The sequence below is a fragment of the uncultured Microbulbifer sp. genome, from assembly GCF_947489355.1.
Lineage (GTDB): Bacteria > Pseudomonadota > Gammaproteobacteria > Pseudomonadales > Cellvibrionaceae > Microbulbifer.
Window position 1 is genome coordinate 1 of record NZ_CANLDD010000031.1, and the last position, 24,294, is coordinate 24,294.

Annotated in this window: 20 protein-coding genes; 10 read left to right on the forward strand and 10 right to left on the reverse strand. The window is 54.0% G+C overall.

Annotation, left to right across the window (positions count from 1 at the left end):
* Together Q1A48_RS12810 and Q1A48_RS12815 are read left to right on the forward strand one after the other, a co-directional pair.
* Nucleotides 1-230: transposase (locus Q1A48_RS12810; RefSeq protein WP_299945438.1), on the forward strand; the 230-nt coding region annotated here is incomplete at its 5' end.
* On the forward strand, nt 230-361 hold the full coding sequence (locus tag Q1A48_RS12815) for a hypothetical protein (protein ID WP_299945440.1): 132 nt from the start codon (nt 230-232) through the stop codon (nt 359-361). The genes Q1A48_RS12810 and Q1A48_RS12815, both read left to right, overlap by 1 nt.
* Nucleotides 362-410: 49 nt before the next feature.
* Here the strand turns inward: Q1A48_RS12815 and Q1A48_RS12820 are convergent, their stop codons facing one another.
* From Q1A48_RS12820 to uvrD, 4 genes are all read right to left on the reverse strand, one after another.
* Nucleotides 411-2,315, reverse strand: coding sequence for a bifunctional UDP-sugar hydrolase/5'-nucleotidase (locus tag Q1A48_RS12820; protein ID WP_299945442.1), 1,905 nt, complete (start codon nt 2,313-2,315; stop codon nt 411-413).
* Between the two features lie 130 nt (nt 2,316-2,445).
* On the reverse strand, nt 2,446-2,601 hold the full coding sequence (locus tag Q1A48_RS12825; protein ID WP_299945444.1) for a hypothetical protein: 156 nt from the start codon (nt 2,599-2,601) through the stop codon (nt 2,446-2,448).
* A 368-nt stretch (nt 2,602-2,969) separates the two neighbouring features.
* Nucleotides 2,970-4,106, reverse strand: coding sequence for a TRAP transporter substrate-binding protein (locus Q1A48_RS12830; protein ID WP_299945540.1), 1,137 nt, complete (start codon nt 4,104-4,106; stop codon nt 2,970-2,972).
* Nucleotides 4,107-4,229: 123 nt separating this feature from the next.
* A complete protein-coding gene (gene uvrD, locus Q1A48_RS12835) occupies nt 4,230-6,434 on the reverse strand; it encodes a DNA helicase II (RefSeq protein ID WP_299945446.1) in 2,205 nt (734 codons plus the stop codon).
* 139 nt (nt 6,435-6,573) lie between these two features.
* Here uvrD and hexR point away from each other — a divergent pair, with 139 nt between their 5' ends.
* Together hexR and Q1A48_RS12845 are read left to right on the forward strand one after the other, a co-directional pair.
* The gene (gene hexR, locus Q1A48_RS12840) at nt 6,574-7,428 is read left to right on the forward strand and encodes a transcriptional regulator HexR (RefSeq protein ID WP_299945448.1); all 855 of its coding nucleotides are present in this window, start codon (nt 6,574-6,576) and stop codon (nt 7,426-7,428) included.
* A 144-nt stretch (nt 7,429-7,572) separates the two neighbouring features.
* The gene (locus Q1A48_RS12845; protein ID WP_299945450.1) at nt 7,573-8,817 is read left to right on the forward strand and encodes a multidrug effflux MFS transporter; all 1,245 of its coding nucleotides are present in this window, start codon (nt 7,573-7,575) and stop codon (nt 8,815-8,817) included.
* 9 nt (nt 8,818-8,826) lie between these two features.
* Here Q1A48_RS12845 and gstA read toward each other — a convergent pair whose 3' ends face one another.
* From gstA to Q1A48_RS12860, 3 genes are all read right to left on the reverse strand, one after another.
* Entirely contained in the window at nt 8,827-9,432 is a 606-nt protein-coding gene (gstA, locus tag Q1A48_RS12850) for a glutathione transferase GstA (protein ID WP_299945452.1), read from the reverse strand.
* A 94-nt stretch (nt 9,433-9,526) separates the two neighbouring features.
* Nucleotides 9,527-10,498, reverse strand: coding sequence for a glutathione S-transferase family protein (locus tag Q1A48_RS12855; RefSeq protein WP_299945454.1), 972 nt, complete (start codon nt 10,496-10,498; stop codon nt 9,527-9,529).
* A 58-nt stretch (nt 10,499-10,556) separates the two neighbouring features.
* Complete coding sequence (locus Q1A48_RS12860) at nt 10,557-10,955, reverse strand: DoxX family protein (RefSeq protein ID WP_299945456.1); 399 nt, start codon at nt 10,953-10,955, stop codon at nt 10,557-10,559.
* Nucleotides 10,956-11,024: 69 nt separating this feature from the next.
* Between Q1A48_RS12860 and Q1A48_RS12865 the strand changes: the two genes are divergently transcribed.
* The 3 genes from Q1A48_RS12865 (at nt 11,025) to Q1A48_RS12875 (ending at nt 14,571) form a co-directional block, all read left to right on the forward strand.
* A complete protein-coding gene (locus tag Q1A48_RS12865; protein WP_299945458.1) occupies nt 11,025-11,303 on the forward strand; it encodes a hypothetical protein in 279 nt (92 codons plus the stop codon).
* A 90-nt stretch (nt 11,304-11,393) separates the two neighbouring features.
* Nucleotides 11,394-12,683 carry a sodium:proton antiporter gene (locus Q1A48_RS12870; RefSeq protein WP_299945459.1) on the forward strand — a complete coding sequence of 430 codons (1,290 nt, stop codon included), beginning with the start codon at nt 11,394-11,396 and terminating at the stop codon, nt 12,681-12,683.
* Nucleotides 12,684-12,714: 31 nt separating this feature from the next.
* On the forward strand, nt 12,715-14,571 hold the full coding sequence (locus Q1A48_RS12875; protein ID WP_299945460.1) for a monovalent cation:proton antiporter-2 (CPA2) family protein: 1,857 nt from the start codon (nt 12,715-12,717) through the stop codon (nt 14,569-14,571).
* Between the two features lie 69 nt (nt 14,572-14,640).
* Here the strand turns inward: Q1A48_RS12875 and Q1A48_RS12880 are convergent, their stop codons facing one another.
* Nucleotides 14,641-16,278: a Na+/H+ antiporter gene (locus tag Q1A48_RS12880; RefSeq protein WP_299945461.1), complete on the reverse strand. Its 1,638-nt coding sequence runs from the start codon at nt 16,276-16,278 to the stop codon at nt 14,641-14,643.
* A 361-nt stretch (nt 16,279-16,639) separates the two neighbouring features.
* Between Q1A48_RS12880 and Q1A48_RS12885 the strand changes: the two genes are divergently transcribed.
* The 3 genes from Q1A48_RS12885 (at nt 16,640) to Q1A48_RS12895 (ending at nt 20,463) form a co-directional block, all read left to right on the forward strand.
* Nucleotides 16,640-17,023 carry a BlaI/MecI/CopY family transcriptional regulator gene (locus Q1A48_RS12885; RefSeq protein WP_299945464.1) on the forward strand — a complete coding sequence of 128 codons (384 nt, stop codon included), beginning with the start codon at nt 16,640-16,642 and terminating at the stop codon, nt 17,021-17,023.
* The gene (locus tag Q1A48_RS12890) at nt 17,013-18,791 is read left to right on the forward strand and encodes a M56 family metallopeptidase (protein ID WP_299945467.1); all 1,779 of its coding nucleotides are present in this window, start codon (nt 17,013-17,015) and stop codon (nt 18,789-18,791) included. Before Q1A48_RS12885 ends, Q1A48_RS12890 begins: the two co-directional genes overlap by 11 nt.
* 133 nt (nt 18,792-18,924) lie before the next feature.
* Complete coding sequence (locus Q1A48_RS12895) at nt 18,925-20,463, forward strand: serine hydrolase domain-containing protein (RefSeq protein WP_299945469.1); 1,539 nt, start codon at nt 18,925-18,927, stop codon at nt 20,461-20,463.
* Nucleotides 20,464-20,935: 472 nt separating this feature from the next.
* Here Q1A48_RS12895 and Q1A48_RS12900 read toward each other — a convergent pair whose 3' ends face one another.
* Together Q1A48_RS12900 and Q1A48_RS12905 are read right to left on the reverse strand one after the other, a co-directional pair.
* On the reverse strand, nt 20,936-23,161 hold the full coding sequence (locus tag Q1A48_RS12900; RefSeq protein WP_299945472.1) for a S46 family peptidase: 2,226 nt from the start codon (nt 23,159-23,161) through the stop codon (nt 20,936-20,938).
* 588 nt (nt 23,162-23,749) lie between these two features.
* Complete coding sequence (locus tag Q1A48_RS12905; protein WP_299945475.1) at nt 23,750-24,235, reverse strand: DUF6702 family protein; 486 nt, start codon at nt 24,233-24,235, stop codon at nt 23,750-23,752.
* Nucleotides 24,236-24,294: the final 59 nt, after the last annotated feature.

Sequence of the window (24,294 nt, forward strand, 5' to 3'; positions counted from 1 at the left end):
AGCGCCGCGGTGGCTCCGCCATTGACGAGCGCACCACTCGGCACAGCGGGTATCAAGCGAGCATGAAGGTACGCAAGAGAATTGAGGAGGGTTTCGGTTGGGGCAAAACCGTTGGCCTGATTCGCCAAGTAAAAGTCCGCGGGTTAGCGCGGGTCAAGGAGATACTTACCCTCACCTTTATCGGCTGGAATCTAACCCGAATAAGCAATTTACAAAGGGGATCCGCTTAATGGCCGGAGAAGCAGTAAAAATAACGTTAAGGGGCGTGTATTCAGCCAAAAGTCGATTAAAAATCCATCAAAATAGAAAAAAGCAGCTTTTCCCTGAGCCTTTTGGCTTGCTAGAAAATTTTTCCAAATAATATTTCCAGTTTTCAACAGCCTGCTAATCAACTGCCAGGGCTTTAGCGCTTATACAGCATTGCGAAACCGTTTAGTGATGCGGATCATCAACATGATCAGCAAGACGGCAAGCAAGAGCAGTACCAACCCACATGCCCATACAATTAGCGTTGCATTGGCAACCAAATCTGATGACTTCAGACTGCTGATAGCCTGCATTCTAGGAGATGTAATATGCTTATCAAGCACAATATCCCCGATCCCATTACCATCCATATCCGGCAACTGTGCAAAATAGTTTATTTGCGCCTGCCAGTTTTTATACTCTTGAATTCCCGGTATTTCTGGGTCTCTATCAATGATACTGTCATTCAGATCGGTCACTGGCTGACCATGGCGATCTTTAGGAACTATACTGACCAGCCCATAACTCAGTTCGGAGATAGTCCTGGCAAAGCCACCGACATAACTGGATGCGGAAAAGCTGTATAGTATGCTGTCGTCTGATAGATCCAGTGGGACATATCCCAGGTCGTCGGAGCCAAGTTCAATAGAGGTAATTCGATCCAGTGGTGGACGCAGTGTGTTATAGCTGAAGCGCAGGCCCGAAAAGCGCGGATAATAGTCATTTCCTTTAATGATGTAGGCAAACGACATCACTTCCATCAGGCCCCTGATCTCCTTCGCCGTCATCCAGATTTTCATTAATGGATAGCCGGGCTGATCATCAGGCCCTATCCCCAGTGGCTGCAACCGGAATATATCCGATACAGACTGAACACCGGATTCACCGGCTATTAAATCATCCCGGATCAGGCTGTTCGTGGTCAGGGCGATGTCACTGCCGCTGGCGAAGCGAATCCCATCGGCCACCAGATTCCCTAGGGCATTGTCCGAGTAATCTCTGGTTAAGGTTTTCGGTGTTTGCACCAGAGGTTGATAAAAGGAAAAGTCGTCGGTCATCACTTCCTTATTGATCAGGGTCTTAAAATTTTCCACTTGTAGTGTAACATCTGACTTGCCCAGAGTGCGGTCATCAATTCTGTGCAGCTGATAGTGTTTAACACGGACCTTTCCAGACTCATCAATACCAAGGTTCAACTCCCCAAGATAGCGCGTGTCCGAGCCGGCCTGAACAATCGCGGTCTCTCCAACCATAATCGGCTCCATCAGAAGCGTATGGCTATGACCGCCAACAATCACATCAATACCGGGAACCTGTCGGGCATACTTAACTTCCTCACCACCCCAGCTGCCATCCTCCATTATCCTGACACCACTGTGAGACATCAAAATAACGACATCTGCATTTTGCTCTTCTCTTAACAGCTTAACCATGGTTTTTGCTGTGGCCACCTGATCTGCAAAAACCGCTGGGTTATCATCGGGCGCAAGAACTTCGGCGGCTTCATTACCGATCAAACCGAACAATCCAAAGCGAATATTGTTTTTCTCAATCACTTTCCACTTCAGGATCGTACCGTCTTTTTGCAGATGCTGTTGCGCTGGAGGCAGCTTCAGGTTGGAAGTAATAATGGGGGGCAAATCCTGAAGGTGCTCTTTAGCGGCTTCCAGCATTTTTGAAAGACCGTCTGAACGAAAATCAAATTCATGGTTGCCCAGAGTAACGGCGTCATAGCCCAGATTTTTCATCAATCTCAGCTCTGGGGCATGTTTCCGGTACAGGGTATGAAATAGCGTGCCTTGACTTATATCACCTCCATCCAGCAATAGAACCGGCTGTTCCCCCAGTGCCTTTTGACGATCATCGATCAGTGTCGCCAGGCGAGCTACGCCGCCAATGGTCTGATCATCGTTGATCGAATTCGGTGTATATTCAGAATTTGGCCCAAATCCTAACAGGCGGGATTGCCAGTCATTCGTATGCAAAATGGTGAACTGTGTTTCTTTCGCCATCAGTAATGGTGACGTTAACAAACTAAACAGGAGAATCCATCGAGTCAAAACCATCATTATTCTTATCGCTGTGTCACTTTGTTAGAATTAGAGTTTAGGATGCGTTGGCCATCCAGTGGCCTTTTTTAACGCCAGATATCCAGTTCAACCCTTTGCTTTAATTTAAAAATATCTATTTTCTTGTTCTTTATGCGCTTTTAAGCATAAATTCACCATTCGGCGTCTGGAATTTCTTCAATGTTGTACTCCACCAGCCGCGAACACCTGTATTCTGTAATTTCTTCACCTTATCTCCGCCAACAACTCTGAGAAGTTGGATTAACTTTGCGAAACGCTCTTCCATTCAAGTAATTACTGGTAAAAACCGGCCAATCAGAACTGCGTATTCTGGGTTAACTGCAAACCATATAGAATGTTCTAAGCCGATTACTTTCATGCAGGGCAGTTGCACTACGATTTTCAAGCTGTAATAGCAGCCCCGATCCCGTATTGACTCCACTAATGCCTTGAACTGCGTTATCGTTATCCAAACGACCCAATGAGAAGAATCGCTTATCAGATCATTTTTTATAACTTTATAGGGTAATCTTCGCCGAAAACATGTCACTATACGATGATCTGGTGCAATTCTCCTGTACTTTCAAGCTTTCTCTGCTACTGAATAGATAGGCACCGAGCTATTTTTTGGCTCAATCAGGTTTGTTGAATAGACTATTCATCTTCCTTCAGTTCACGCGCCTGATAATAAGCTTCTTCACTGATTTGATGATAGGCTTTCACATCCTGCTCGAACGCCTTGAATGCCTGGTAAACGCGGTCAAATTCCGGATCCTGCGTTGCAGTCTCCCGCAGGATTTCCGCATTAATTGTCTTCAGGTGGGACAGTACCTCATCCGGCAGGCGCCTGACCTTCACGCCGTGCTCTTCCACCAGCTCTTTCAAGGCCCGGTTATTGCGCGCAGTGTACTCGTCCAGCATATCCTGGTTGGCTGCGCGGGCCGCGACACGCACGATTTCCTGCAGATCTTTCGGCAGTTGCTCGAAGGCCTTCTTGTTGATGATAAATTCCATCATGGAGCCGGGTTCATGCCAGCCGGGGTAATAATAGTACTCGGCCACCCGGTGGAAACCAAAAGCCAGATCATTGTAGGGGCCGACCCATTCGGTGGCATCGATCACACCGGTCTGCAATGCGGTATACAGCTCGCCGCCGGGGATGGTAACTGCCGTTCCGCCCGCCCGGCTAAGTACCTCTCCGCCGATACCGGGAATACGCATCTTCAGTCCCTTTAAATCCTCAACGGAATGGATGGATTTGTTGAACCAGCCGGCCATCTGCACACCCGTGGAACCCCCGGCCAGGGGAATCAGGTTAAGCGGCTCGTAGAGTGCCTGCCAGAGTTCCAGACCACCGCCGTGATGCAGCCAGCCATTCATTTCCTGGGCATTCAGGCCGAAGGGCACTGCGGTGAAAAACTGGGCCGCCGGTATCTTTCCCTTCCAGTAATAGGCGGCACCGTGCCCCATTTGCGCGGCGCCCTCGGAAACCGCACTGAAAACCCCCAGCGCGGGCACCAGTTCGCCGGCGCCATAAACCTTGATCTTCAGGCGCCCGCCCGACATAACCGCCACCTCCTTGGCAAAATGCTCCGGCGCGCGACCGAGGCCGGGAAAGTTCTTCGGCCAGGTGGTAACCAGCTTCCAGTGATACCGCTCTTGAGCACCCGCCTCGGTGTATTGTTGTTTCGGCCCCAGCGATGCACGGGATGCCACCAATACAGCAAAGGTAATCACGAGCAAAGCCAGGAGACCGAGGATAACGGCGGGGTACCAGTTAATTTTCTTCATCGCTACCATTGATCGTTTTCTTTCTTTGGCTCGGTGCAAGCCGTCTTCGTTTTCTCACGCTGACAAAGGCCAGTGGTCGGTTCCCATTTTGTTCACACATTCCGGCTTGCGCGGGAATCACCGCTACATGGGCTGTAACTTTGCCATAGCCACCACCAACCACTTGCTACCGGCATCGTCAAAGTTGACCTGCACACGGGCGCGGGGGCCACTGCCTTCAAACTGCAGTACGGTGCCCTCGCCGAATTTGGGGTGATCGACGCGCCCCCCCAAAGCCAGTGGTGGCAGGTCGTCGAAATCCGGCGGCGGGTCGGAAAACTCTCCCACCCTGCCATAATCGGCTTGGTACAGCGGTCGCGATATCTCGGTTTTCAGCCGCACCTCCTGCACCAGGCTGGCCGGTATTTCACCGATAAAGCGGGAGGGACTGTTGTAGGTTTCGCTGCCAAACAGGCGGCGGTTTTCCGCATAGGTGATATACAGCTTGCGCATCGCGCGGGTAATACCCACATAGCAAAGGCGGCGCTCCTCCTCCATACGGCCCGGCTCCTGGGCGGACATTTTGTGGGGAAACAGATTTTCTTCCACACCGGCCATAAACACCAGGGGGAACTCCAGGCCCTTGGCGGAGTGCAGGGTCATCAGCTGCACCGCGTCCTCAAACTCATCTGCCTGCCCTTCGCCGGCATCCAGTGCAGCACTGTCGAGGAATTGGTTGAGCAGCGGAATCGCCCCCTCCTGATCCCCGCCCTCCGGCAGGTCCACGCCGGTAAAAGCGCGACAAGCGCTGACCAGTTCCTGCAGGTTCTCCACCCGGGTCTGGCCTTTCTCGCCTTTTTCCTTGCCGTGGAATGCCAGCAGGCCACTGGTTTCAATCACATCTCCGGCGATTGCCTCCAGCTCTTTGTCTTCGGCATTGGCGGCCAGCCGGTTGATTAAATCCAGAAACCCCTGCAGGGCATTGCCCGCACGGGCGGCGAGCACCCGCTGTTGCAGCATCATCTTGGCCGCCTGCCACAGGGAGCAGCCCTGCTCGCGGGCATAGGAACGCACCATTTCCACCGTGCGCGCACCGATACCGCGGGTGGGTGTGTTCACCACCCGCTCGAAGGCGGTATCGTCGTTGCGGTTGGCAATCAGGCGCAGGTAAGACAACGCATTTTTGATTTCCAGGCGTTCGTAGAAACGCTGACCGCCGTAGATACGATAGGGGACCTGTTCGCGCAGGAGCCCTTCTTCAAGCACCCGCGACTGGGCGTTGGAGCGGTACAAAATGGCAATACTGTCCCGCCGGCTGTCGTTGCCGACCCAATCTTTGATGCGCTCGACAATAAAACGCGCCTCATCCTGCTCGTTGTAGGCGGCGTAGACAGAAATGGGCTCGCCTTCCTCGCCCTTGGTCCACAGCGCCTTGCCGAGGCGGCCGCGGTTGTGGGTGATGACTGCGTTGGCGGCGTCGAGGATGCGGGAGGTGGAACGGTAATTCTGCTCCAGGCGCACTGTCTGCACACCGCGCAGGTCTGTGGAAAAGTGTTGGATATTCTCGATCCTGGCGCCGCGCCAACCATAGATGGACTGGTCGTCGTCACCAACCGCGGTGATATGGCTCTCTTCACCGGCTAGCAGACGCAGCCAGGCGTATTGAATCGCGTTGGTATCCTGAAACTCGTCCACCAGGATAAAGGGGAAGCGCTGGCGGTAATGGGCGAGGACACTGTCGTTGTTGAGCCACAATTCGTGGGCGCGCAGCAGCAATTCGCCAAAGTCTACCAGGCCGCCACGTTGGCAGGCCACCTCGTAGGCAGCATAAATGCGCACCATGGTCTGCAGCCAGGGGTCGGCACCGGCATTGATATATTGAGGGCGCAGCCCCTCGTCCTTTTGCGCGCCGATCCACCACTGGGTTTCGCGCGCCGGCCACTTTTTCTCGTCCAGGCCCAGATCCGCCTGCACCCGCTTGAGCAGACGCAGCTGGTCATCGGCGTCGAGTATTTGGAAGTTTTGCGGCAGCTTGGCCTCCTGCCAGTGCGCCTTGAGAAGGCGGTGGGCAAGACCGTGGAAAGTGCCCACCCACATACCGAAGGTATTCACCCCCAGCAGCGTTTCAATACGCGCACGCATCTCCTTAGCCGCTTTATTGGTGAACGTCACCGCCATAATGGCATAGGGCGAAGCGCCCTCCACCCGCATCAGCCAGGCGATGCGGTGTACCAATACACGGGTTTTGCCCGAGCCGGCTCCGGCCAGGACCAATTGATTGCCCGGTGCTGCGGATACCGCCTCACGCTGTGCGTCATTGAGGGGGTCTAGAATCTGAGATACGTCCATAGGCGAAAATTGTACCAGAGCTTGTGTGCAAGGCCTGTGTAAATACACAGGATCATGCCCAGACTGACCACACAAAGCCGCTCGCCAGCGATGCGCGCAGGGGCTACACTGCGCCATCTGAGATTGCGAAGGAAGTCCTGTGAAACCGGCGGAAGTCACGCAAAAAATCAGCGAACAGCTCTCCTCCATGCGCAAATCCGAGCGCAAGGTAGCGGAGTATATTCTCGCCAATCCCGGCGAAATTATCCATATGCGTATTGTCGACCTGGCCACCGAGGCGCAGGTCAGTGAGCCCACCGTGGTGCGTTTCTGCCGCGCGGTGGGCTGCTCGGGCTTTCAGGAGTTCAAGCTGAACCTGGCCCAGCAGCTGGCCTCCAGTCCCAGCTTTGGCCAGATCGCGGTGACCGAGACGGACACCATTGCCGAATACAAGCGCAAAGTGTTCGACTCCACCGTGGATACACTGCTTATGGTTCGGGACAAAATAGACAACCGCGCGCTGGAAGCCGCGGTAACCGCCATGGCCGCAACCAGGCGCGTTGAATTTTTTGGCTTTGGAGCCTCCGGCGCCGTCGCCGCCGATGCCCAGCACAAATTCTTTCGCCTGCAACTGGCCACGGCCGCACATTCTGATCACCATATCCAGAATATGTCGGCCATGTCCATGGAGCCCGGCGATGTGGTAGTGGCGATCTCCCAGAGCGGTCGCACCAAGGCGCTGCTGCGCTCCATGGGTATGGCGAAAAAACAGGGGGCCCTGGTCGTGGGTCTGGCACCCAGCGGCTCACCGGTAGTGCAAGAGGCCAGTATCCCGCTGGAAGTGGATGTGGAAGAGGATATCGAGATCTACACGCCGCTGTCCTCGCGCATTGCCCATCTGGTGGTGATCGATGTACTCGCCATCGGCGTAGCACAGCGCAAGGGGCCGCAGTTGCAAAACCACCTTTTGAAACTGAAGCAGGGCCTTTACACCCTGCGCGAAGACAAACACTGATTTTGGGTGTATTGCCGCGCCTTCGCAGGGGATAATAGGCGCACACCTCCTGACATGCACCCCGCGACCGTGTTTAGGGCAACTTTCACCCAGGACTGCCCCTGTTGGGAACTATCCACACCAAGCCGTACCAGAGCACAACCAATGACCACCCCATCAACCGCTGAACAAAAAGCCCCACGCTGGCTGGCGGTGTGGCTGGCAGCGCTCGTTTCACTGACCCCTTTCTCCATCGACAGCTACCTGCCGGCAATTCCCGCCATGGCCGCAGCGCTGGAATCCGAAGTGGCGCGGGTTCAGTACTCGGTTTCCAGCTTTTTGCTCGGCTTTGCCCTGGGGCAACTGTGTGGCGGCCCACTGTCGGACCGCTGGGGACGGCGACTGGTGGGCACCATCGGCCTCATCATCTATATCGTCACATCGCTCCTGGTACTGTTTGCAGACCATGTGAACCAACTGATTTCCCTGCGCTTTCTGCAGGCTATCGGCGGTGGTTTTGCCACGGTGATCTGTGCCGCCATCGTGCGCGATCTGCACAGCGGTCGCGAGGCCGCCAAGATTATCTCAATCATCAGCACCATGATGTTGACCGCGCCTTTGATCGCGCCTTTGATCGGCTCGCTCTTACTGGAAATTGGCGGCTGGCAGAGTATTTTTGTTTTTCTGCTGCTGTACGCCATGGCCATGCTGCTGCTGGTATACCGGCTACTACCGGAAACCGTGCCGCGCTTCACCCGAGCCCGGCGCCAGCGGATGCCCCTGGGTTCCCTGATCGCCAGCTATACCGTGGTGCTGCGCAACCGCCGCGCCCTTGGGTTTCTCGCCGCCCAGGCCTGTGTCAGTGGCTCGATGTTTATTTACATCACCACAGCGCCCTTCGTTTTTATGCAGTATTTCGGTGTTAGCGCCAGCCAGTTTCCGCTGTTTTTCGGCGCCTGCATCCTTGGGTTGATCTTGATGGTGCAGGTGAACATCCGCCTGCTCAACCTGTTTCAGCCGCACATGATATTGCTGGCGGGTATTATACTTCAGCTGCTCGGCTGCGGCCTGCTGCTGCTGTGCACCCTGACCGGTATCCGGGAATTAATCCTGTGGATGGTACCTTTGGTACTGGTGATAAGCTGTATCGGCATCATCGCGCCAAACGCCACCGCCTGTTACCTGGAGTTTTTCCCGAAGATTAGCGGCAGCGCCAATGCCCTTTACGGCGCTGCGATCTTTATTACCGGCGGTGTGCTGGGCGGGCTTGTGAGCAGCCTGCACACCGGTACACTAACCCCTATCGCCGGGTCGATGTTTGCCTCGGCACTGGTGGCATTGTTCAGTGCCGTTGTTGTCGCCAAAGCGCGCAAGCCCATTGAACCAACCCAGCGACTCACACCGCGCTGAGGTGGCCCGTCAGGCACTTTTGCCGTTTTCCTCCTCAAGGGCCCGCTGCACCTCCGGCCGCTCCGCCATGCGCTTTTTGAAAGCCTGCAATCGTGGCCAGCGTGACATATCGAACTGCATGGACTCCAACCAGGTAGACAAGACATACAGGTAGGCATCCGGCACGGTAAAATCCTCCCCCATCAGGTAACCCTTTTCCAGGTGCCTTTCGATATAGTCAAAACGCCGGATCAGGTTTTCGCGCGCATGCTGCTGTTCCTCCTCGGGACCGTTCGCGAACAGAGGTTTAAACAATTCATGCACTTCCGCACTGAGGAAATTGAGCCACTCGAGCAAGCGGTAGTGGGCGAGGGTGCCCACCGGTGGCACCAGATTGGCATCGGGCTTTTGTTCGGCCAAAAACTGCACAATGGCAGCGCCCTCAGTGAGTATCTCCCCCCCATCCAGCTGCAGTGCCGGAACATAGCCCTTGGGGTTGATCTTTCTGAAGTCATCGCCGTTTTCCAGGGTGTGGGTTTCCAAATCCACTTTACACAAGTCCAGATCGATATCCGCTTCGCGGGCGACAATATGTGGGGACAGGGAGCATGCACCGGGTGAGTAGAAGAGCTTCACGGGTATTCCTCGGTTGGCAGTTGTGTTGCTAGCAGCAGTATAGAAGCGCTTTCCGGGATGTCTTTAATACCGGTGTATTTTTCCACGCCCCATACTATCCCCGGCCGTGGGGCGCTGCGTAATCAAGTTCGGGTCCCTTGGGGACTATGCCGGTGGGGTTGATATTGCGGTGACTATCGTAATAGTGGTGCTTGATATGGAAAAAATTCACCGTCTCCGCTACACCCGGCTGCTGATACAGTTCACGGGTAAACCCCCACAGATTTTTGTAATCCGCCAGGCGCTGTTTGTTACATTTGAAGTGGCCGTGGTAGACCGCATCGAATCGGATCAGCGTGGTAAACAGGCGCCAGTCCGCCTCGGTAATTCTGTCGCCCGTCAGATAGCGGTTATTGTGTAAGCGCTGCTCCAACTGGTCGAGCGTGCGAAATAACGCTTCGTAGGCCTGCTCGTAGGCTTTCTGAACGGTGGCAAAGCCAGCGCGGTACACACCGTTGTTCACCGTTTCATACACCACCGCATTGGTGGCGTCGATGTCGCCGCGCAGGTCTTCTGGATAGAAATCCTCCGGATTGCCGGTGAGGTGATCGAAAGCACTGTTGAACATACGGACAATTTCCGACGATTCATTATTGACCACACACGCCCGCCGCTTGTCCCAGAGTAGAGGCACGCTGACATGGCCGGTATAATCGTCGCGGTTGCGCAGATATAATTGGTACAGGTAATCCGAATGATAGAGCGGATCGCCACTACTGCCCTCCTCCGTATTGAAAGACCAGCCGTGCTCGCGCATAAAAGGGCTAACCACTGACACGTCGATATAGGGCTCCAGCCCTTTTAATTTGCGCAATATCAGGGTGCGGTGGGCCCAGGGGCAGGCCAGGGAGACATACAGGTGATAGCGGCCGGCCTCGGCATCAAAGCCACCCTCACCACTGATTCCGGGACTGCCGTCGGCGGTGATCCAGTTGCGCAATTGCGCCGCTTCCCGCACGTATTCGCCACCGGTTTTTCCCGTGTCGCGCCTTTGGTTCCGCCAGCGGCCATCGACAAGCTGACCCATCGCCTTCTCCTCAGGCCGCCGGTTATTGACGGCCTCCCGTTTTCGCCGGGGTGCGGCGCTACTTGCCTCTTATCCAGTGATCCAGGCTGAAGCGGCCCGCGCCAGCACAGGCAAGTAGCAGAAAACCGCCAGCAATAGAGAGGTTCTTCATAAAGCTGGTCATCTCACCGGAATCATCGGGAACAAAATGCACCATGCCGGCACTGACCAGGCAAAACAGGAAGAGAAGGATTGCAGAAAAGCGGGTAAAGAAACCGAGCAGCACCGATAACCCTCCGGCCAGCTCCACCAGAATCACCAGCGGCAATAACAAAGCCGGCAATCCCATCGATACCATAAATTCCTCTGTCATCGCATACTCGCCCAGCTTGCCCCAGCCAGCAATAATAAACAGCAGGGACAACAAAACCCGGCCAATCAATTTGGAGGTATCGCACAGCACAGGATGGTTAGCCATGGCTTTCTCTCTCGCGGTTGCACGCCAATCGATAAAGGGATGCCAACAGTGTAGCCCGGAACAGCGGAAATGCGGCAGCTGGAGGAAGACTGTAAAGGCATAGGGTTTCCCTGGGGCAATCATCATCGGGGCATGTCCAATCCAAACCCCCGCTTCCTGTCGGGTGTGAAGCGGGTAAATGGGTTGTGTCTACCCGATGAACGGTTACAATTGCGCGCCCTATTGCATCGGGGTGCAGCCCAGATGTACCCGCAGGGCGAGGCCATTGCACGGCAGTACCCCCTACCGCGCTCGCGAAAAATCGGCCACCCCCTGCACGACTACAATAACGGCACCCTTACACACTGATTAATTTGTCCGTCGAGCGGGCAGGCGCCGCTGCCCCATTGAGGGTTGGGGAGACCCCAGAGCGGCCCCGCCCCGGAGTCCAGGCACGGCATGGAAGTTTATTACACCTTTTGTTTTCTCGGCGCTGTGTCGGTTTTTCTCGCTTTTCTGAACCAGCGGGTGTTGCGCGCGCAGACCACCATTGCCATTACTACCGGTGCCCTGGCGCTGTCACTTGTTGTTACCGGCCTGGGGAAACTGGGATTGGTGGAGCTGCGCACCTGGGTGGACCAGTTGCTGCCGCTGCTCAACCTGCAGGATATCCTTTTGAAGGGGATGCTGGGCTTCCTGCTTTTCGCCGGCAGTTTGCATATCGATTTGCTAGAACTGCGTAACCAGAGACTGGAAATCAGCCTGCTGGTCATCGTCGGTACCCTGATCTCCACCTTTGTCGTGGGCGCGCTCCTGTACTGGCTCCTGCTGCTCATCAATATGCCGGTAGCCTTCGTTTACTGCCTGTTGTTCGGCGCATTGATCTCCCCCACCGACCCCATTGCGGTACTGGCGATTATGAAAAACCTGAAAGCGCCGGAGCAGGTATCCATCCAGGTGGAAGGGGAGTCCCTATTTAACGACGGCTTTGGTATTGTGCTATTCACCGTCATCTACGCACTGGCTTTTGAAGGCAGCCAGCCCACGGTATCAGCTGTCGCGGAGCTGTTTGCCACCGAAGCCCTGGGCGGGATCCTGCTGGGTCTGATCATCGGCGGTATCTTCCACTGGCTGATCTGCAGCACTGACGACCACAGCCTGGAATTGCTACTCACCCTGGCAATCCCTTCGGCGGGATTCTCCCTGGCCAATATACTCGGTGTCTCCGGCGCCCTGGCGATGGTGGTCAGCGGTATTATCATCGGCAATTTCACCCGCGAACGGGGCTTCTCCCGGGTAAGTCAGCACGAACTGGATAACTTCTGGAATATCACCGAGGATTTTCTCAACGGTTTACTGTTCCTGCTGGTAGGACTGTTCCTGATCACAATCAACCTGCGCCCATTGGATTATCTGCTGATGGCAGCGGGAATCATTATCGTGCTACTGGCACGGGTGTTGGCAGTGGGGGTCCCGTTCCTCTACCTGAAAAGCCGGCGCAACTACCACCCCTATACCGGCCGGATACTGATCTGGGGCGGACTGCGCGGGGGCCTGGCACTGGCGCTGGCCATGTCCCTGCCGGCCGGCAGTGCCTTTGTGCAGGGACAGGACCTGCGCTATCTGTGGGTGGTGATGACCTACGGCGTGGTACTCTTTTCTATCGTGGTACAGGGCTCTACCATAGCCCCCTTGATACGCCGCAGCCGGGAGTTTGCCGAGCCGGAAAGCACCGTGAAACCCTCCTGACGGCAAACCGCCAGACAGCGACAGACAATCGATGGAAAACACCAGTTTCCTTGCACACGCAGTCATCTTTTTGGGCGCCGCGGTTATCGCGGTCCCCATCGCCACCCGCCTGGGATTGGGGTCTGTACTGGGCTATCTACTCGCGGGCGTGGCCATAGGCCCGAGTGCGTTGGGATTGGTGGGCGATGCCAGCGACGAAATGCACGTGGCCGAGTTCGGCGTGGCGCTGATGCTGTTCCTGATCGGCCTGGAACTGCAGCCCAGAAAGCTCTGGCAACTGCGCGGGGCCATCTTCGGCACGGGCAGCGCCCAACTGCTTTTGTCTGCCGCAGCGATAGCCGGCCTGGTGCTGGCTTTGTTTGAGCCGGGCTGGCGCTCGGCCATCGCCATTGGCCTGATTCTCGCCCTTTCCTCCACGGCCATTGTGCTGCAATCTTTGAGTGAAAAGGGCCTACTCAAAACCCAGGGTGGGCGCAGCGCCTTTGGAGTATTGCTTTTCCAGGATATCGCTGTTATCCCCATACTCGCCCTACTGCCATTGCTTGCGGGTATCCCGGCAGAGGCCCAGGAAGGGGGCCTGAGTGGTTGGCGCTATGGCGTTGCGGTGATCGGTACCATTGCCGCCTTCGCCATAGCGGGGCGTTACCTGCTCGGCCCGCTGTTGCGCCTGATTGCGGGCAGCCAGGTGCGCGAGATGTTTACCGTCACTGCGCTTTTGATCGTATTTGCCGCCGCCGCGGTCATGAGCTGGCTGGATTTATCCCCCGCGTTGGGCACCTTCCTCGCGGGGGTTCTGCTCGCCGAGAGCGAGTTCCGGCACGAGCTGGAAGCCGATATACAGCCTTTCAAAGGACTGCTGCTGGGGCTCTTTTTTATCGCTGTGGGCGCGAGCCTGAACTTCGCCCTGATCGCCGAGTACCCGCTGCTATTGCTGGGGCTGGTGATGGGTTTGGTGTTGGTAAAGTTCGGAGTTTTGTTCGCCCTGGCCCGTGTTCTGCGCATGTCGAAAGGGGAGGACTGGCTGTTTGCCCTGTCTTTGGCCCAAGCGGGTGAATTCGGTTTTGTGCTGGTCTCCTTTTCCACCCAAATTCAGGTACTCGACGCCGCAGCGGGCAGTCTGCTGGTGGCACTGATCGCCCTGACCATGGCGCTGACGCCGATACTGCTGCTTATTTACGAACAATATATCCAACCGCGCTTTATCGGTGGTCCGGACAGCCCGCTGGTAACAGACCACGGTGCCCCGGTGGACTCGGGCTCACCAGTGATCATCATCGGCTACGGCCGCTTCGGCCAGATTGTGGGGCGCCTGCTCAACGCCTGCGGATTTGGCACCACGCTGTTGGAGCGCAACGCCGAACAACTGGATTTGGTGCGCCGCTACGGCATTGAAGCCTATTACGGGGACGCCTCGCGGGAGGACCTGCTGCGCGCTGCCGGGGCCGGGAATGCGCGCCTGGTGATACTCACCCTCAGTGATCAGGCCGCCTCCCTGGAAATCGTCGCACAGCTGCAGAAATATTTCCCCCACCTGACGATTCTCGCCAGGGCGCGCAACCGCATGCACCAATATGCGCTGATGGAGGCCGGGGTACAGTATATTTTTCGCGAGACTGTGGACTCGGCCCTGTCCATCGGCCAAAAAGCCCTGGAGCTACTCGGCCTCAGCCCCCTGCGCGCGCGCCGCGCCGCACGCAGGTTCAAACAGCACGACCAGCGTATGCTGGAATCCCTGTTTCCCTACTGGCGCAATGAGTCCCAGCATATCGCCCAGACCCGCATCTACCGGGAGCAGCTACTGCAAGCACTACAGGAGGACAGACGCGACAAAGACCTGCACCTGGACCACTACTGGGAGGAGGCGCAACCCCAGGAGAAAAAGCAGTAGCCTTCCCTCAAAGACGCAATACAATATTGCAATGGTTTGGCTTTGCGGGCCACCCTGTAACCTGCAACGCTATAAGGGACCCGCAGACGAGCCCTTTGATATCAGGCTGGCCTCGACCAAGTCGACCTCCAGCACCAGCTTGCGGTGCAACTCATCGTCGATTTCTTTGCGCAGGCGCAGCTCAAAGAGCTGTTCGCGCTCCGCAGCAAGCGCAGCCAGACGGAAGTTGCGCTCCACCCGAGCGCGTATCCATACACTCTCCTCGCTTTCGTCGTCACGGGTGGTCATCCGGCGGCGGTAGAGGGCCAACAGGTGGTCGATGGCCTCATAGGCGATATCCTTATCCTCCCAGTCTCCATCCACCTCCTGTCGCAGGGCGGCCAGCCGTTGTACAGCGGCATTGGCAGCGGACAGTCTTGCGTCTTTTTCATCCCCAATCGCAGCCAGCTGCGGCGTATAAGGCAGCCGTCTCAGCAGGGGGGGCAAGGCAAAACCGGCCAGCAACAGCGATACCAGAATCACACCCATGGCGATTACCAGGGCCAGATCCCGACCCGGCAGCGGGGCACCGTTCGGCAGCAACAAAGGCAAAGAAAAGGCCCCAGCCAGGGTAATGGCACCGCGCACGCCCGCCACAGTCAATACACTTACCAGGATAAAATGCGCAGAGAGGCTGTGAATACTGCGACGAAAGCGCGACAGGTACAGAGACACCCAAACCCAGGCAAAGCGCAAAAGCAGCAGGGCCAGGGATATCACCAGGATATACAGCGGGATCATCCAGGCACCAGCAAAACGCGCACCGGCCAAATCCGCCCCCGCCAGACGCACCAGCTGTTCGCCCAGCAATACAAAGATGACGCCATCCAGAACTGTCTGTACCGTATTCCACACCGCGCGACGGTCCATGCGCGTGGTGGACATTTCCGATCCGTGCAGATTGGTGTAATGGGTGGCGATACCCGCGGTCGCCGCAGCCAGGATACCTGACACCTGCAGGCTCTGCCCCACCATATAGGCGGCGAAGGGCACCAACAAACTCACCAGTATCTGTATTGCCGAATCCTCCCCCCCCAGGCGCACCAGCCAGCGCAACAGATAGCCGCACACAAAGGCAACTCCAACGCCAATCCCAATCCCGCCCACGGCAACCCAGAAAAAACCGCTCAGCGCCTGTGAAAAGGAAAAGCTGCCGGTCATCACCGCCGCCACTGCAAAGCGGAAAATATCCAACCCCGAGGCGTCATTAAACAGGGATTCCCCGGCGAGAATATGCTCCAGCCGCGGTGGCATGGCACTGCCGCCATGTACCGCCGATACTGCCACCGGGTCGGTGGGCGCGAGGATCGCCGCCACTGCAAACGCTATGGCGACGGGCATGACGGGCACCAGCCAGGAGAGAAAAAACCCCACTCCCACCACCGTGAATACCACCAGCCCTACAGCCAGGGTGACGATCGGGCCCAGATCCCTGAAAAAGGCACCCTTGGGAATGCGCCAACCCGCCAGAAATAACAGCGGCGGAATAAAAAGCAGGAAAAAGAGTTCCGGGTCTAAAGGTATTTTTACACCGAATACGGCGCCGAGTAGAAACCCACCCGCAATCTGGACCAGGGGCAGGGGAATCGGCAGGGGCAATATGCGCGCAACAATCAGGCTGAGAGCCACAACCAGCAACAGCACCAGTGCCAGAACAAGATCGTGCATTGCTTACTCATAATCCCTATGGGAGACCACTGTGCAGCGGCTGTTGCCCAGCCATCAACAGTTCTCCGTAGCCTTATTAGACTGCCGCTCTTGAAATACTGGCCAGCCACTTGGCATGGCTTGTAGCGCAAGAGCCTACCCAGGCCAATAAGTACAGCCAGTATAGGAAACCTAAGGATGCGAGCGCGCACTCTGCCCCTCGCCACTTTCTGCCGCTGCTCGCAATGGACCTTGTAATAAGGGCTGCCGTTGGCGGCCCTTTTGTTGAGCGTTTGCCTTAATTACCGCAACTGATACATAAAGATTACAGATGTAAACAAAATGCTTGCTTTATGTGATTACGGATGTAAACATAAGGATCATGACAGACGAGAAAAAAACTATCAGCGTAGCTGAAAGCAAGGTAATGGAGGCGTTATGGCGCACCCAGCCCTTAAGCGCCGAGGACATAACAGCGGAAATTGCCGAAGAGCAAAGCTGGAGCGTTGGTACGATCAAATCACTTTTGAACAGGCTAATGTCCAAAGAGGCAATATCCGCAGAAAAGCATGGTCGTAAGTATCTGTATAGTCCAAACCTTACCCGTGAAGATTACATGAGCGCAGAGGGCCGAGGGGTGTTGGATCGCTTGTTTGAAGGTCGGGTGTCCTCGTTGTTTGCCCATTTTTCCAAACATGAAAATTTGTGCGCTGAGGATATTGCGGATTTGAAAAAGGCGATTAGGGAGCTTGAAAATGACAATTGATCTTTTGGCCTTTGATGGCCTGGCGCTTCTCCTGCAAATGGTGGTGGGCAGCACCGGCGCAATATTAATCGTGATGGCTTTTCGTAAGAAGCTAAGAACGCTTTTTGATGCGCGCGTTGCTTATGCTTTTTGGACAATCGTTCCTATTGCCATGTTTGCTTGCCTGATACCGGCAGGTATCCAAATCGGGGTTCCGACTGCACTGAACTTGGTGCCCTCAACTGAGATTAAGCAAGCTGCCAATGAGACACTTGTTACACCCGTTCAGGATAAGCAGGCCTTTCCGACAACTACTAAAGGTTTTATTGTAGAGGCTGGGTCCTCAATCCCGGCATTTTTGACATCGCTGATTTTGCCCATGTGGATTTTGGGCTTTGCTTTTAATGCAGGCGTCCTCGTTTACCGGCATTTCCGCTATGTGAAAGACAACAAGCTGTCCCGCAAGGGTGATGGTGATGTTTTTGTGGCAGAACATGAATATGTTGGCCCTGCTGTGATCGGCTTTTTTACGCCCCGTATTATTGTGCCCTCAAACTTCGATCAACGATATTCTGCGCTCGAACAGCAGCTTATTTTGGCGCATGAACAGTCCCATATTCAAGCCGGAGACATGCGCGTTAACGCCTTCGCATTGATGCTGAAGTCGCTTAACTGGTTTAACCCGCTTGCTCATATTGCTTTTGCCTTGATGCGGGTTGACCAGGAACTTGCATGTGATGAACGGGTTATGCGCAGGCATGGCCGTCACCGTCAAACGTATGCAGAAACACTTCTAAAGTCCCAATTGATGTCGCAATCCGCACCCCTTGGGTGCACATGGATGCTTCACAGTATTCACCCTCTGAAACAACGCATTGCCAGCCTTGCAGGTAGAGAAATGTCAGCCACGCGTCGTACCTTGGGAGTAATTGCAGTCATTGCTGTTGCCGCAACCTCTGGGACTGTTGCATGGGCTTCTCTTTCCAGCCATGTGGTCACAATTGACCGAGAGGATTCAGAAGTAGTTGAACAGAACCAAAACGTTATTGCTTCCTTACCCGAAGAGGAAAAAGGCCGGGCACTGGTGAATGCAATCCTAAGACGCCAGGATGATGTGGCTCGCACTTATATCAAAGCAGGGACAGACGTCAATTATGTGCTCCGTGGAGACGGAACCCCGCTGGTTGCCGCTGCTTACAGAAACAATGTCACGATAGCCAAGGCGCTTTTGGATGCCGGGGCCGATGTCAATAAACCTGTGCGTGGAGTTCGTAATCCACTGATCATCGCTGCTCAGAAAAATGATCTAGCTATGGTCAATCTGCTCGTTCGTCATGGCGCCAACATCAATAGCTATGTCCGTGGTGACGGTTCGCCGCTTGTGGTTGCTGCACGTCGTGGACATACACAGCTTGCCCGCTACCTGATTAATCATGGTGCCAACGTAAATCAACCTGTACCAGGAGATGGCAATCCATTGATTATGGCTGCACGCAACGGTGATCTGACGATGGTCAGGATGCTGGTCGAGGCTGGTGCAGAAGTCGATGGATTTGTCCTCGGTGATGAAACGCCCCTGATCGGTGCTGCGCGCAATGGAAAGCTTGCAGTCGCGCAGTATCTTATTGATCGTGGTGCTGACGTTAATCTGAAAGTTAAAACAGATAACCCTGAACCACTTGCGCAGTACCGGTCTCCTCTCGGCCAGGCAGAATTGAAAGGCGGGCGTGCAATGGTCGCACTTTTGAAAAAAAATGGTGCCAAGAGCATTCTGGATCACGAAGACTAAACACCTTTTCCCGAGGTTTAGCTAACCAGGTCAAGCAATAAGAGCTGGTTGCCATACGAAAGCGTCGCAATCAAAAAAGTGGAATTTCCCATTAATGGGCGCCATGCACGGCAATCTTTGAAAGAGAATTACAATGCACTACACGCTCGATATTTTAAAACAATGGGTGGGCATCATAGGTGCCATGGCAACCTTTTTGGCTATGCCTTTACATGCAGCAGAAAGTCATAATACCTTAAATGGCTTAATCGACAATTTGCGCCCACGCTATGTGGTTGGTGATGTTATGCCACGTTATACGCTGGCGGACCGTATGGAGTATTATGGCGTACCGGGCGTGGCTATCGGTATTATCAAAGATGGCAAGCTTATTCACGCAGAAGGATTTGGTGTTCTGCAACGTGGTTCAGGGGAAAAGATAGACGGCCATACGCTTTTCTCCGCCGGCTCAGTTAGCAAGATTGCAACGGCAACGATATTGCTGAAAATGGATGCGGCCGGGTTGCTTGATATTGACGGGAATATTACCCAGTACCTGAAGTCATGGCAGCTACCAAAGTCAGATAGACTGACCGATGATGGCGTATCGCTGCGCATGATCTTGTCCCATACTGCGGGATTTAATATTCATGGTTTTGCTGATTTCCTTCCAGGTGAAGAACTGCCAACGGTAATAGAAACACTGAACGGGGTTAGCCCTGCCCAACATGGCCCCCTAGAGTTTTTGTATAGACCTGGTAATCGGTATAAATATTCTGGCGGCGGGTATACGTTAGCGCAATTGGTCGCGACAGATATTACCGGTGAAAGCTATCCGGCTACCGCGAAGAAAATGCTATTTACTCCAATGGGTATGACCCGGAGCAATTTCACCAACCCGCTGCCCATGGACACCCAAAATGTGGCTAAAGCGCATAATGGGGACGGTAATCCTGTGGCCCTGCCACGCGGATATGAAGCGATGCCCGAAATGGCGGCATCAGGCCTATGGACCAGTGCACATGATTTAGGGACATTAACCGCGGCCCTGATCAATAGCTTTCGCACAAAGCATGGTTTTCTACCGCGAGACCTGGCTGTAGACATGATGACTAAGGTTACGCCTAGCAAACATGGAATGGGGCCAATGATTGATGGTAGCTCACAAGACCTGATCTTTCATCACGGCGGTGCAAATAATAGCTATAGAGCATGGATCGAAGGCAATCTGGCAACTGGTGATGGACTTGTTATTTTAACCAATGGTGCGCGGGGTAATGATCTAATTATTGAAATCAGAAATTCAGCAGCAGATGTGTTTGATTGGTCGCATAATCGGCCAGTATATATCTCAAGGCTTGAAATTGGTGCGGAACAATTGGCCAGTTTCGAGGGCGCATACAGGCCAAGTGATAGTTTTCCTCTTTCGATGCGAGAGCAAATGGTTGGCAGGTTCTTCGATGCAACAGTTCAGATCGCCTTGAAAGACGGCGGCCTTCAAATTAGCCGTCGGGGCAGCGATCGCTGGCAGCAGCTTATCCCGACAGGGCCAAACCGCTTTATGTTCCCTGCCTTTGCGCAGCGGATCGGCATGGTCGAACTCACATTTCATCGAAATGCAAGGCGTCAAACCAAAGAAATGTCACTGACAGTGCCGAGTGCAACTTCATATTATCAGCGTATCGAAGAATAGATTTTGTAGATTAGATGGGTTGAAATTTGCAGTTGATATAGGTTTTTGGAGCGGCTTCAACCCTCTCTTTCTGCCTGGTCACAAATACGCTAGAGGTGTGGCAAGTCATTCTTGGGGAGTAATTCGAGAATACTATCGTTGCTGATTGCGATATTCTTGAATTCGATAGTTGTGGGCGCAGGTTCAGAAATTACACTTCTTAAATAGGACGACGTATTGAGGGACTGTGAAATGTGCCCCGAAATGGTTGTTCTGCCTCGTTCTGGCACCTTTAAGGCAAGAGGGGAGCATACCCCTCTTCAAAAATCTTATGAGGCATAGATGCCGATTACGAGCGTACAGGGATGTATTCACAGCGCATCCTGGGGGAGGGGTATTCTTTCCTTCCGATCCGGCAGTATATCGCGCTGCTTTACAAGCCATTACCGTCTTTTCGCCTTCCCTGGCAGTGTCACGGACTAACTACTCAAGATTATTGGCCCATCTCTCGCACCAGGTAACCAGCACCATCAATATTCTCCATCACCCACAGTATATAAGCGATATCCACATGAATAGCCCGGGTGTTATCGGTAAAATCCCAGTCTCCATTGATGCTGTCGTAGGTCCCATCGAACACCACACCCACCAACTCTCCGCGCCCATTCATGGTAGGAGATCCGGAATTTCCGCCGGTAATATCCACAGTACTGAGGAAATTGACCGGGACTGAGTCAAGCTGCTTTTTGTAGTAACGGCCGAATTTTTTATCGTCGATAGCTTCCATTAAGGCTTTTGGAGCATCAAATGGAGTCTCGCCGGTGTACTTCGCTTTGATCCCACGCAATGTTGTAAAGGGCACAAATCCCTGCTTTCCATCATTACCGTCCGCAGCCTTTTCGATGGTACCAGCGGGAGGCTGGTATCCTTTAACCAGACCATAAGTTACACGCAGAGAACTATTGGCATCGGGGTAAACCGGCTTACCCAGGGAATGGTAATAATCGATCAGTAACGCCATATATTGGGGGCGCAATTGCGCGAAGCGCCCCTGCATGGCCTCCTCCTGCCTCTCCCGGGCAAGCATGTCATCGTACGTCGCCACTGCCAACTGGATAAACGGGTCTTTGCTATCAGCGAAATCCCCTGGCTTTTTGCCGATCCAGGCCTCGCGCGCCTGTACGTCAGACAGTTTTGTATCCTTGTACATTTTATCGAGTGTCGCGCTCAAGTCACCACTTCCAGTACCTATCTTCAGGAACTGATCAAAGCTGGCAATACGCTGCTCTTTTGGAAGCGCCTGATAGCGTTGCAGAAAATAGAGCCAGACCTGCTTGTCTACAGATGCGTCGTAACTGCGCTCGATACGCCGCATACGCTCAGTAAACCGTGTCAGATCCCGTTCCTGATAGCCCGGTTTGCGCTCAGAATCAGGCTTTTCCCCTTCTTTTGCCAAACGGTACAATTGTCCCGCTGCACCCAGCATAGCGGAGCGGCCCATAGAATTGAGAGCCAGGTCTTGTTCCCGGGCTGATTGTTTTTCAACGACCAATGCCTTCAGATCATCGAGCGTAGACTGGTATTTTTTCTGGCGGGCCTCGTCTGACTCCACCCAAGCCTGTAACGCTTTTTCCAGCTTGCGTTTCCGCTGCAACAGATCACTGCGCTGGTATCCCTCCATCATGCCGGTGAAGTTTTTAGAATAATTATTCAGTCCCGCGACCCGGCTGGCATACTTCAACTCAGCATCTTTATTATCGGCTGTGGCCTCAGCAATAGTTTCCGACCACTCCTCCAATATCCGCTGCATGGTCGGATAGTACCAGCTGAAATTACTCTGTACCTCCTGTGCGGTTCGATAGCGATTGGTACGTCCGGGATATCCGGCTACCATCACAAAGTCACCCTCCATAGGCCCCTTCGCCGCCACAGGCAGGAAGTGCTTGGGCTTGTAGGGCACGTTGTCCTTAGAGTAATCGGCGGGCTTGCCATCTTTACCAACATAGGCGCGGTAAAAAGCGTAATCCCCGGTGTGACGCGGCCACATCCAGTTGTCGATATCACCACCGAACTTGCCAATTGAGGACGCAGGCGCATGAACCAGGCGCACATCACGAATTTCCAGTTGTTTTATCAGGTAGTAGTTAAGCCCACCGTAATAGCTGTATACCTCACAACGATGCCCCGGATCTTCCTCACATTCAGAAACCAGCGACTTCTCCGCTTCTTCAATCGCTGCAAAGTGTGCAGCGCCATCCATCTTATCGTCCAGACGCGCATTTACCTTATCAGTGACTTCACTCATTGATACGGTCACATAGACGCGTGACCCGGGCGCGGCAGGCAACTCTTCGGCCAGATCCTTGGCAAGGAAACCTTCCGCCAGTAAATCCCGGGATTCGGTAGAGTTATACGAAATTGAACCATAGGCACAGTGATGATTTGTAATCACAAGCCCCGTAGGAGAAACAAAGGAGGCGGAACACCCTCCCAAGCTGATGACCGCATTCATTGGGAACTCGGTGAGTTTGGTCATGCTGTCCGGATTTAACTTGAGACCATGGCCGCGAAGTTCCTGCGACAATTCCGGCAACTGGTGTGGTTGCCACATACCCTCGGTGGAAATACTGTCTTCCGGCCCGGCAGCATTGGCATGGCTGGCACCGGCAAGCAATGCAGTGGTCATGACGCTGAAAACGATAGAAGTTTTTATTTTCATAATTACTCTGAAATTCCTAAATTAAGGGAGACTTTGACTGAGAGCTTACTCAATATTCCGGCAGGCCATCCGCTAAAACAGCATTAGGATACATTGTATCAAAATGCCATTGTACCCTCGCCCACCGGATAGATCCTCTGAAGGAGAAACATGCATCGATAACCGGAAAGATTAATGCGACAAGCAGCAGAAGCGGAGCGGAATCAGCGCCACTTCCAACCTGACTACCTGGTGCAAAAGCTGCCAGGGATAAACAGGGTCAGCCAACCTGTCATAATTGACATTAAGCCTATAAGCCATCTCAGCCGACACAAGAGCTGCCTATTCTATGGAAGCCTGTGGATAATTGTGGCTCTGGGCCTCTGGCGGCATCAGAAGCTGGCACTCGACCAGCATACCCTCGTGACAACGCCGTCTGCAAATCCCGGGTCACCTCACTGTATAGGAGGCAGGCCTTCTTATGATTCACCTGCAGCCCCTTCCGGCGCCCGGTCAATTGAACAATCCCACTTCGGCAATATTGGATTAGTAATCATCTGCCACAAGTAAATCAGGAATAAGCACATATCCCAGGAAGAATTGCTTTGCTTATAAAGTTATTTCAACCCAGCTACTCCCCGGCTTTAAGGTATAGCTTTGCATTTTTCCATTGTAGTTTACATTAATCGTATTGATTTGATCCTGCTCTATTTCCATTAGCATGGATTGCCGTAACTCGAATTTTCCAGGGCGGACACCAGCCAGGGGGACTTCCTGATAAATCCAGATATCATGTACATCCGCTTCCATACCCACCCACTGTGGGTGCAGCACATCACCATTGCCATCGCTAACCTGAAAACGGGCATTTACATAGCCCTCCATCTGTTTTTGTGCGTCCTTTAACGTTTTACTGGCACTGAGCGACAGCGCCTTCTCGATATCGGCAACAAAAAAACGATGGGAAATCTCTAATGTTTGCGCACGTTCATTCAGTGAAATTTCAGTCAAGCCGAAGTGATAGCGGTGGGCTTTTGTGTGCAGCGCAAACATCAGCATCCCCATAATCAATATCAGGGATAAAGGGTTTTTCATGTTAATCACCGGGGTTTGGTAGACTGTGGCCAATCCAAATTTGAAAGTCAAAAGGGGGC

Excerpts from the sequence above, each read along its gene's own strand:
- Q1A48_RS12825 (WP_299945444.1), bottom strand. The coding sequence starts at position 2,601 with ATGGAAGAGCGTTTCGCAAAGTTAATCCAACTTCTCAGAGTTGTTGGC.
- Q1A48_RS12895 (WP_299945469.1), top strand. The coding sequence starts at position 18,925 with ATGCACTACACGCTCGATATTTTAAAACAATGGGTGGGCATCATAGGT.
- Q1A48_RS12845 (WP_299945450.1), top strand. The coding sequence starts at position 7,573 with ATGACCACCCCATCAACCGCTGAACAAAAAGCCCCACGCTGGCTGGCG.
- Q1A48_RS12880 (WP_299945461.1), bottom strand. The coding sequence starts at position 16,278 with ATGCACGATCTTGTTCTGGCACTGGTGCTGTTGCTGGTTGTGGCTCTC.
- Q1A48_RS12870 (WP_299945459.1), top strand. The coding sequence starts at position 11,394 with ATGGAAGTTTATTACACCTTTTGTTTTCTCGGCGCTGTGTCGGTTTTT.
- Q1A48_RS12830 (WP_299945540.1), bottom strand. The coding sequence starts at position 4,106 with ATGAAGAAAATTAACTGGTACCCCGCCGTTATCCTCGGTCTCCTGGCT.
- Q1A48_RS12860 (WP_299945456.1), bottom strand. The coding sequence starts at position 10,955 with ATGGCTAACCATCCTGTGCTGTGCGATACCTCCAAATTGATTGGCCGG.
- Q1A48_RS12815 (WP_299945440.1), top strand. The coding sequence starts at position 230 with ATGGCCGGAGAAGCAGTAAAAATAACGTTAAGGGGCGTGTATTCAGCC.
- Q1A48_RS12865 (WP_299945458.1), top strand. The coding sequence starts at position 11,025 with ATGCGGCAGCTGGAGGAAGACTGTAAAGGCATAGGGTTTCCCTGGGGC.
- Q1A48_RS12890 (WP_299945467.1), top strand. The coding sequence starts at position 17,013 with ATGACAATTGATCTTTTGGCCTTTGATGGCCTGGCGCTTCTCCTGCAA.
- Q1A48_RS12820 (WP_299945442.1), bottom strand. The coding sequence starts at position 2,315 with ATGATGGTTTTGACTCGATGGATTCTCCTGTTTAGTTTGTTAACGTCA.
- Q1A48_RS12885 (WP_299945464.1), top strand. The coding sequence starts at position 16,640 with ATGACAGACGAGAAAAAAACTATCAGCGTAGCTGAAAGCAAGGTAATG.
- uvrD (WP_299945446.1), bottom strand. The coding sequence starts at position 6,434 with ATGGACGTATCTCAGATTCTAGACCCCCTCAATGACGCACAGCGTGAG.
- Q1A48_RS12855 (WP_299945454.1), bottom strand. The coding sequence starts at position 10,498 with ATGGGTCAGCTTGTCGATGGCCGCTGGCGGAACCAAAGGCGCGACACG.
- Q1A48_RS12905 (WP_299945475.1), bottom strand. The coding sequence starts at position 24,235 with ATGAAAAACCCTTTATCCCTGATATTGATTATGGGGATGCTGATGTTT.
- Q1A48_RS12875 (WP_299945460.1), top strand. The coding sequence starts at position 12,715 with ATGGAAAACACCAGTTTCCTTGCACACGCAGTCATCTTTTTGGGCGCC.
- Q1A48_RS12900 (WP_299945472.1), bottom strand. The coding sequence starts at position 23,161 with ATGAAAATAAAAACTTCTATCGTTTTCAGCGTCATGACCACTGCATTG.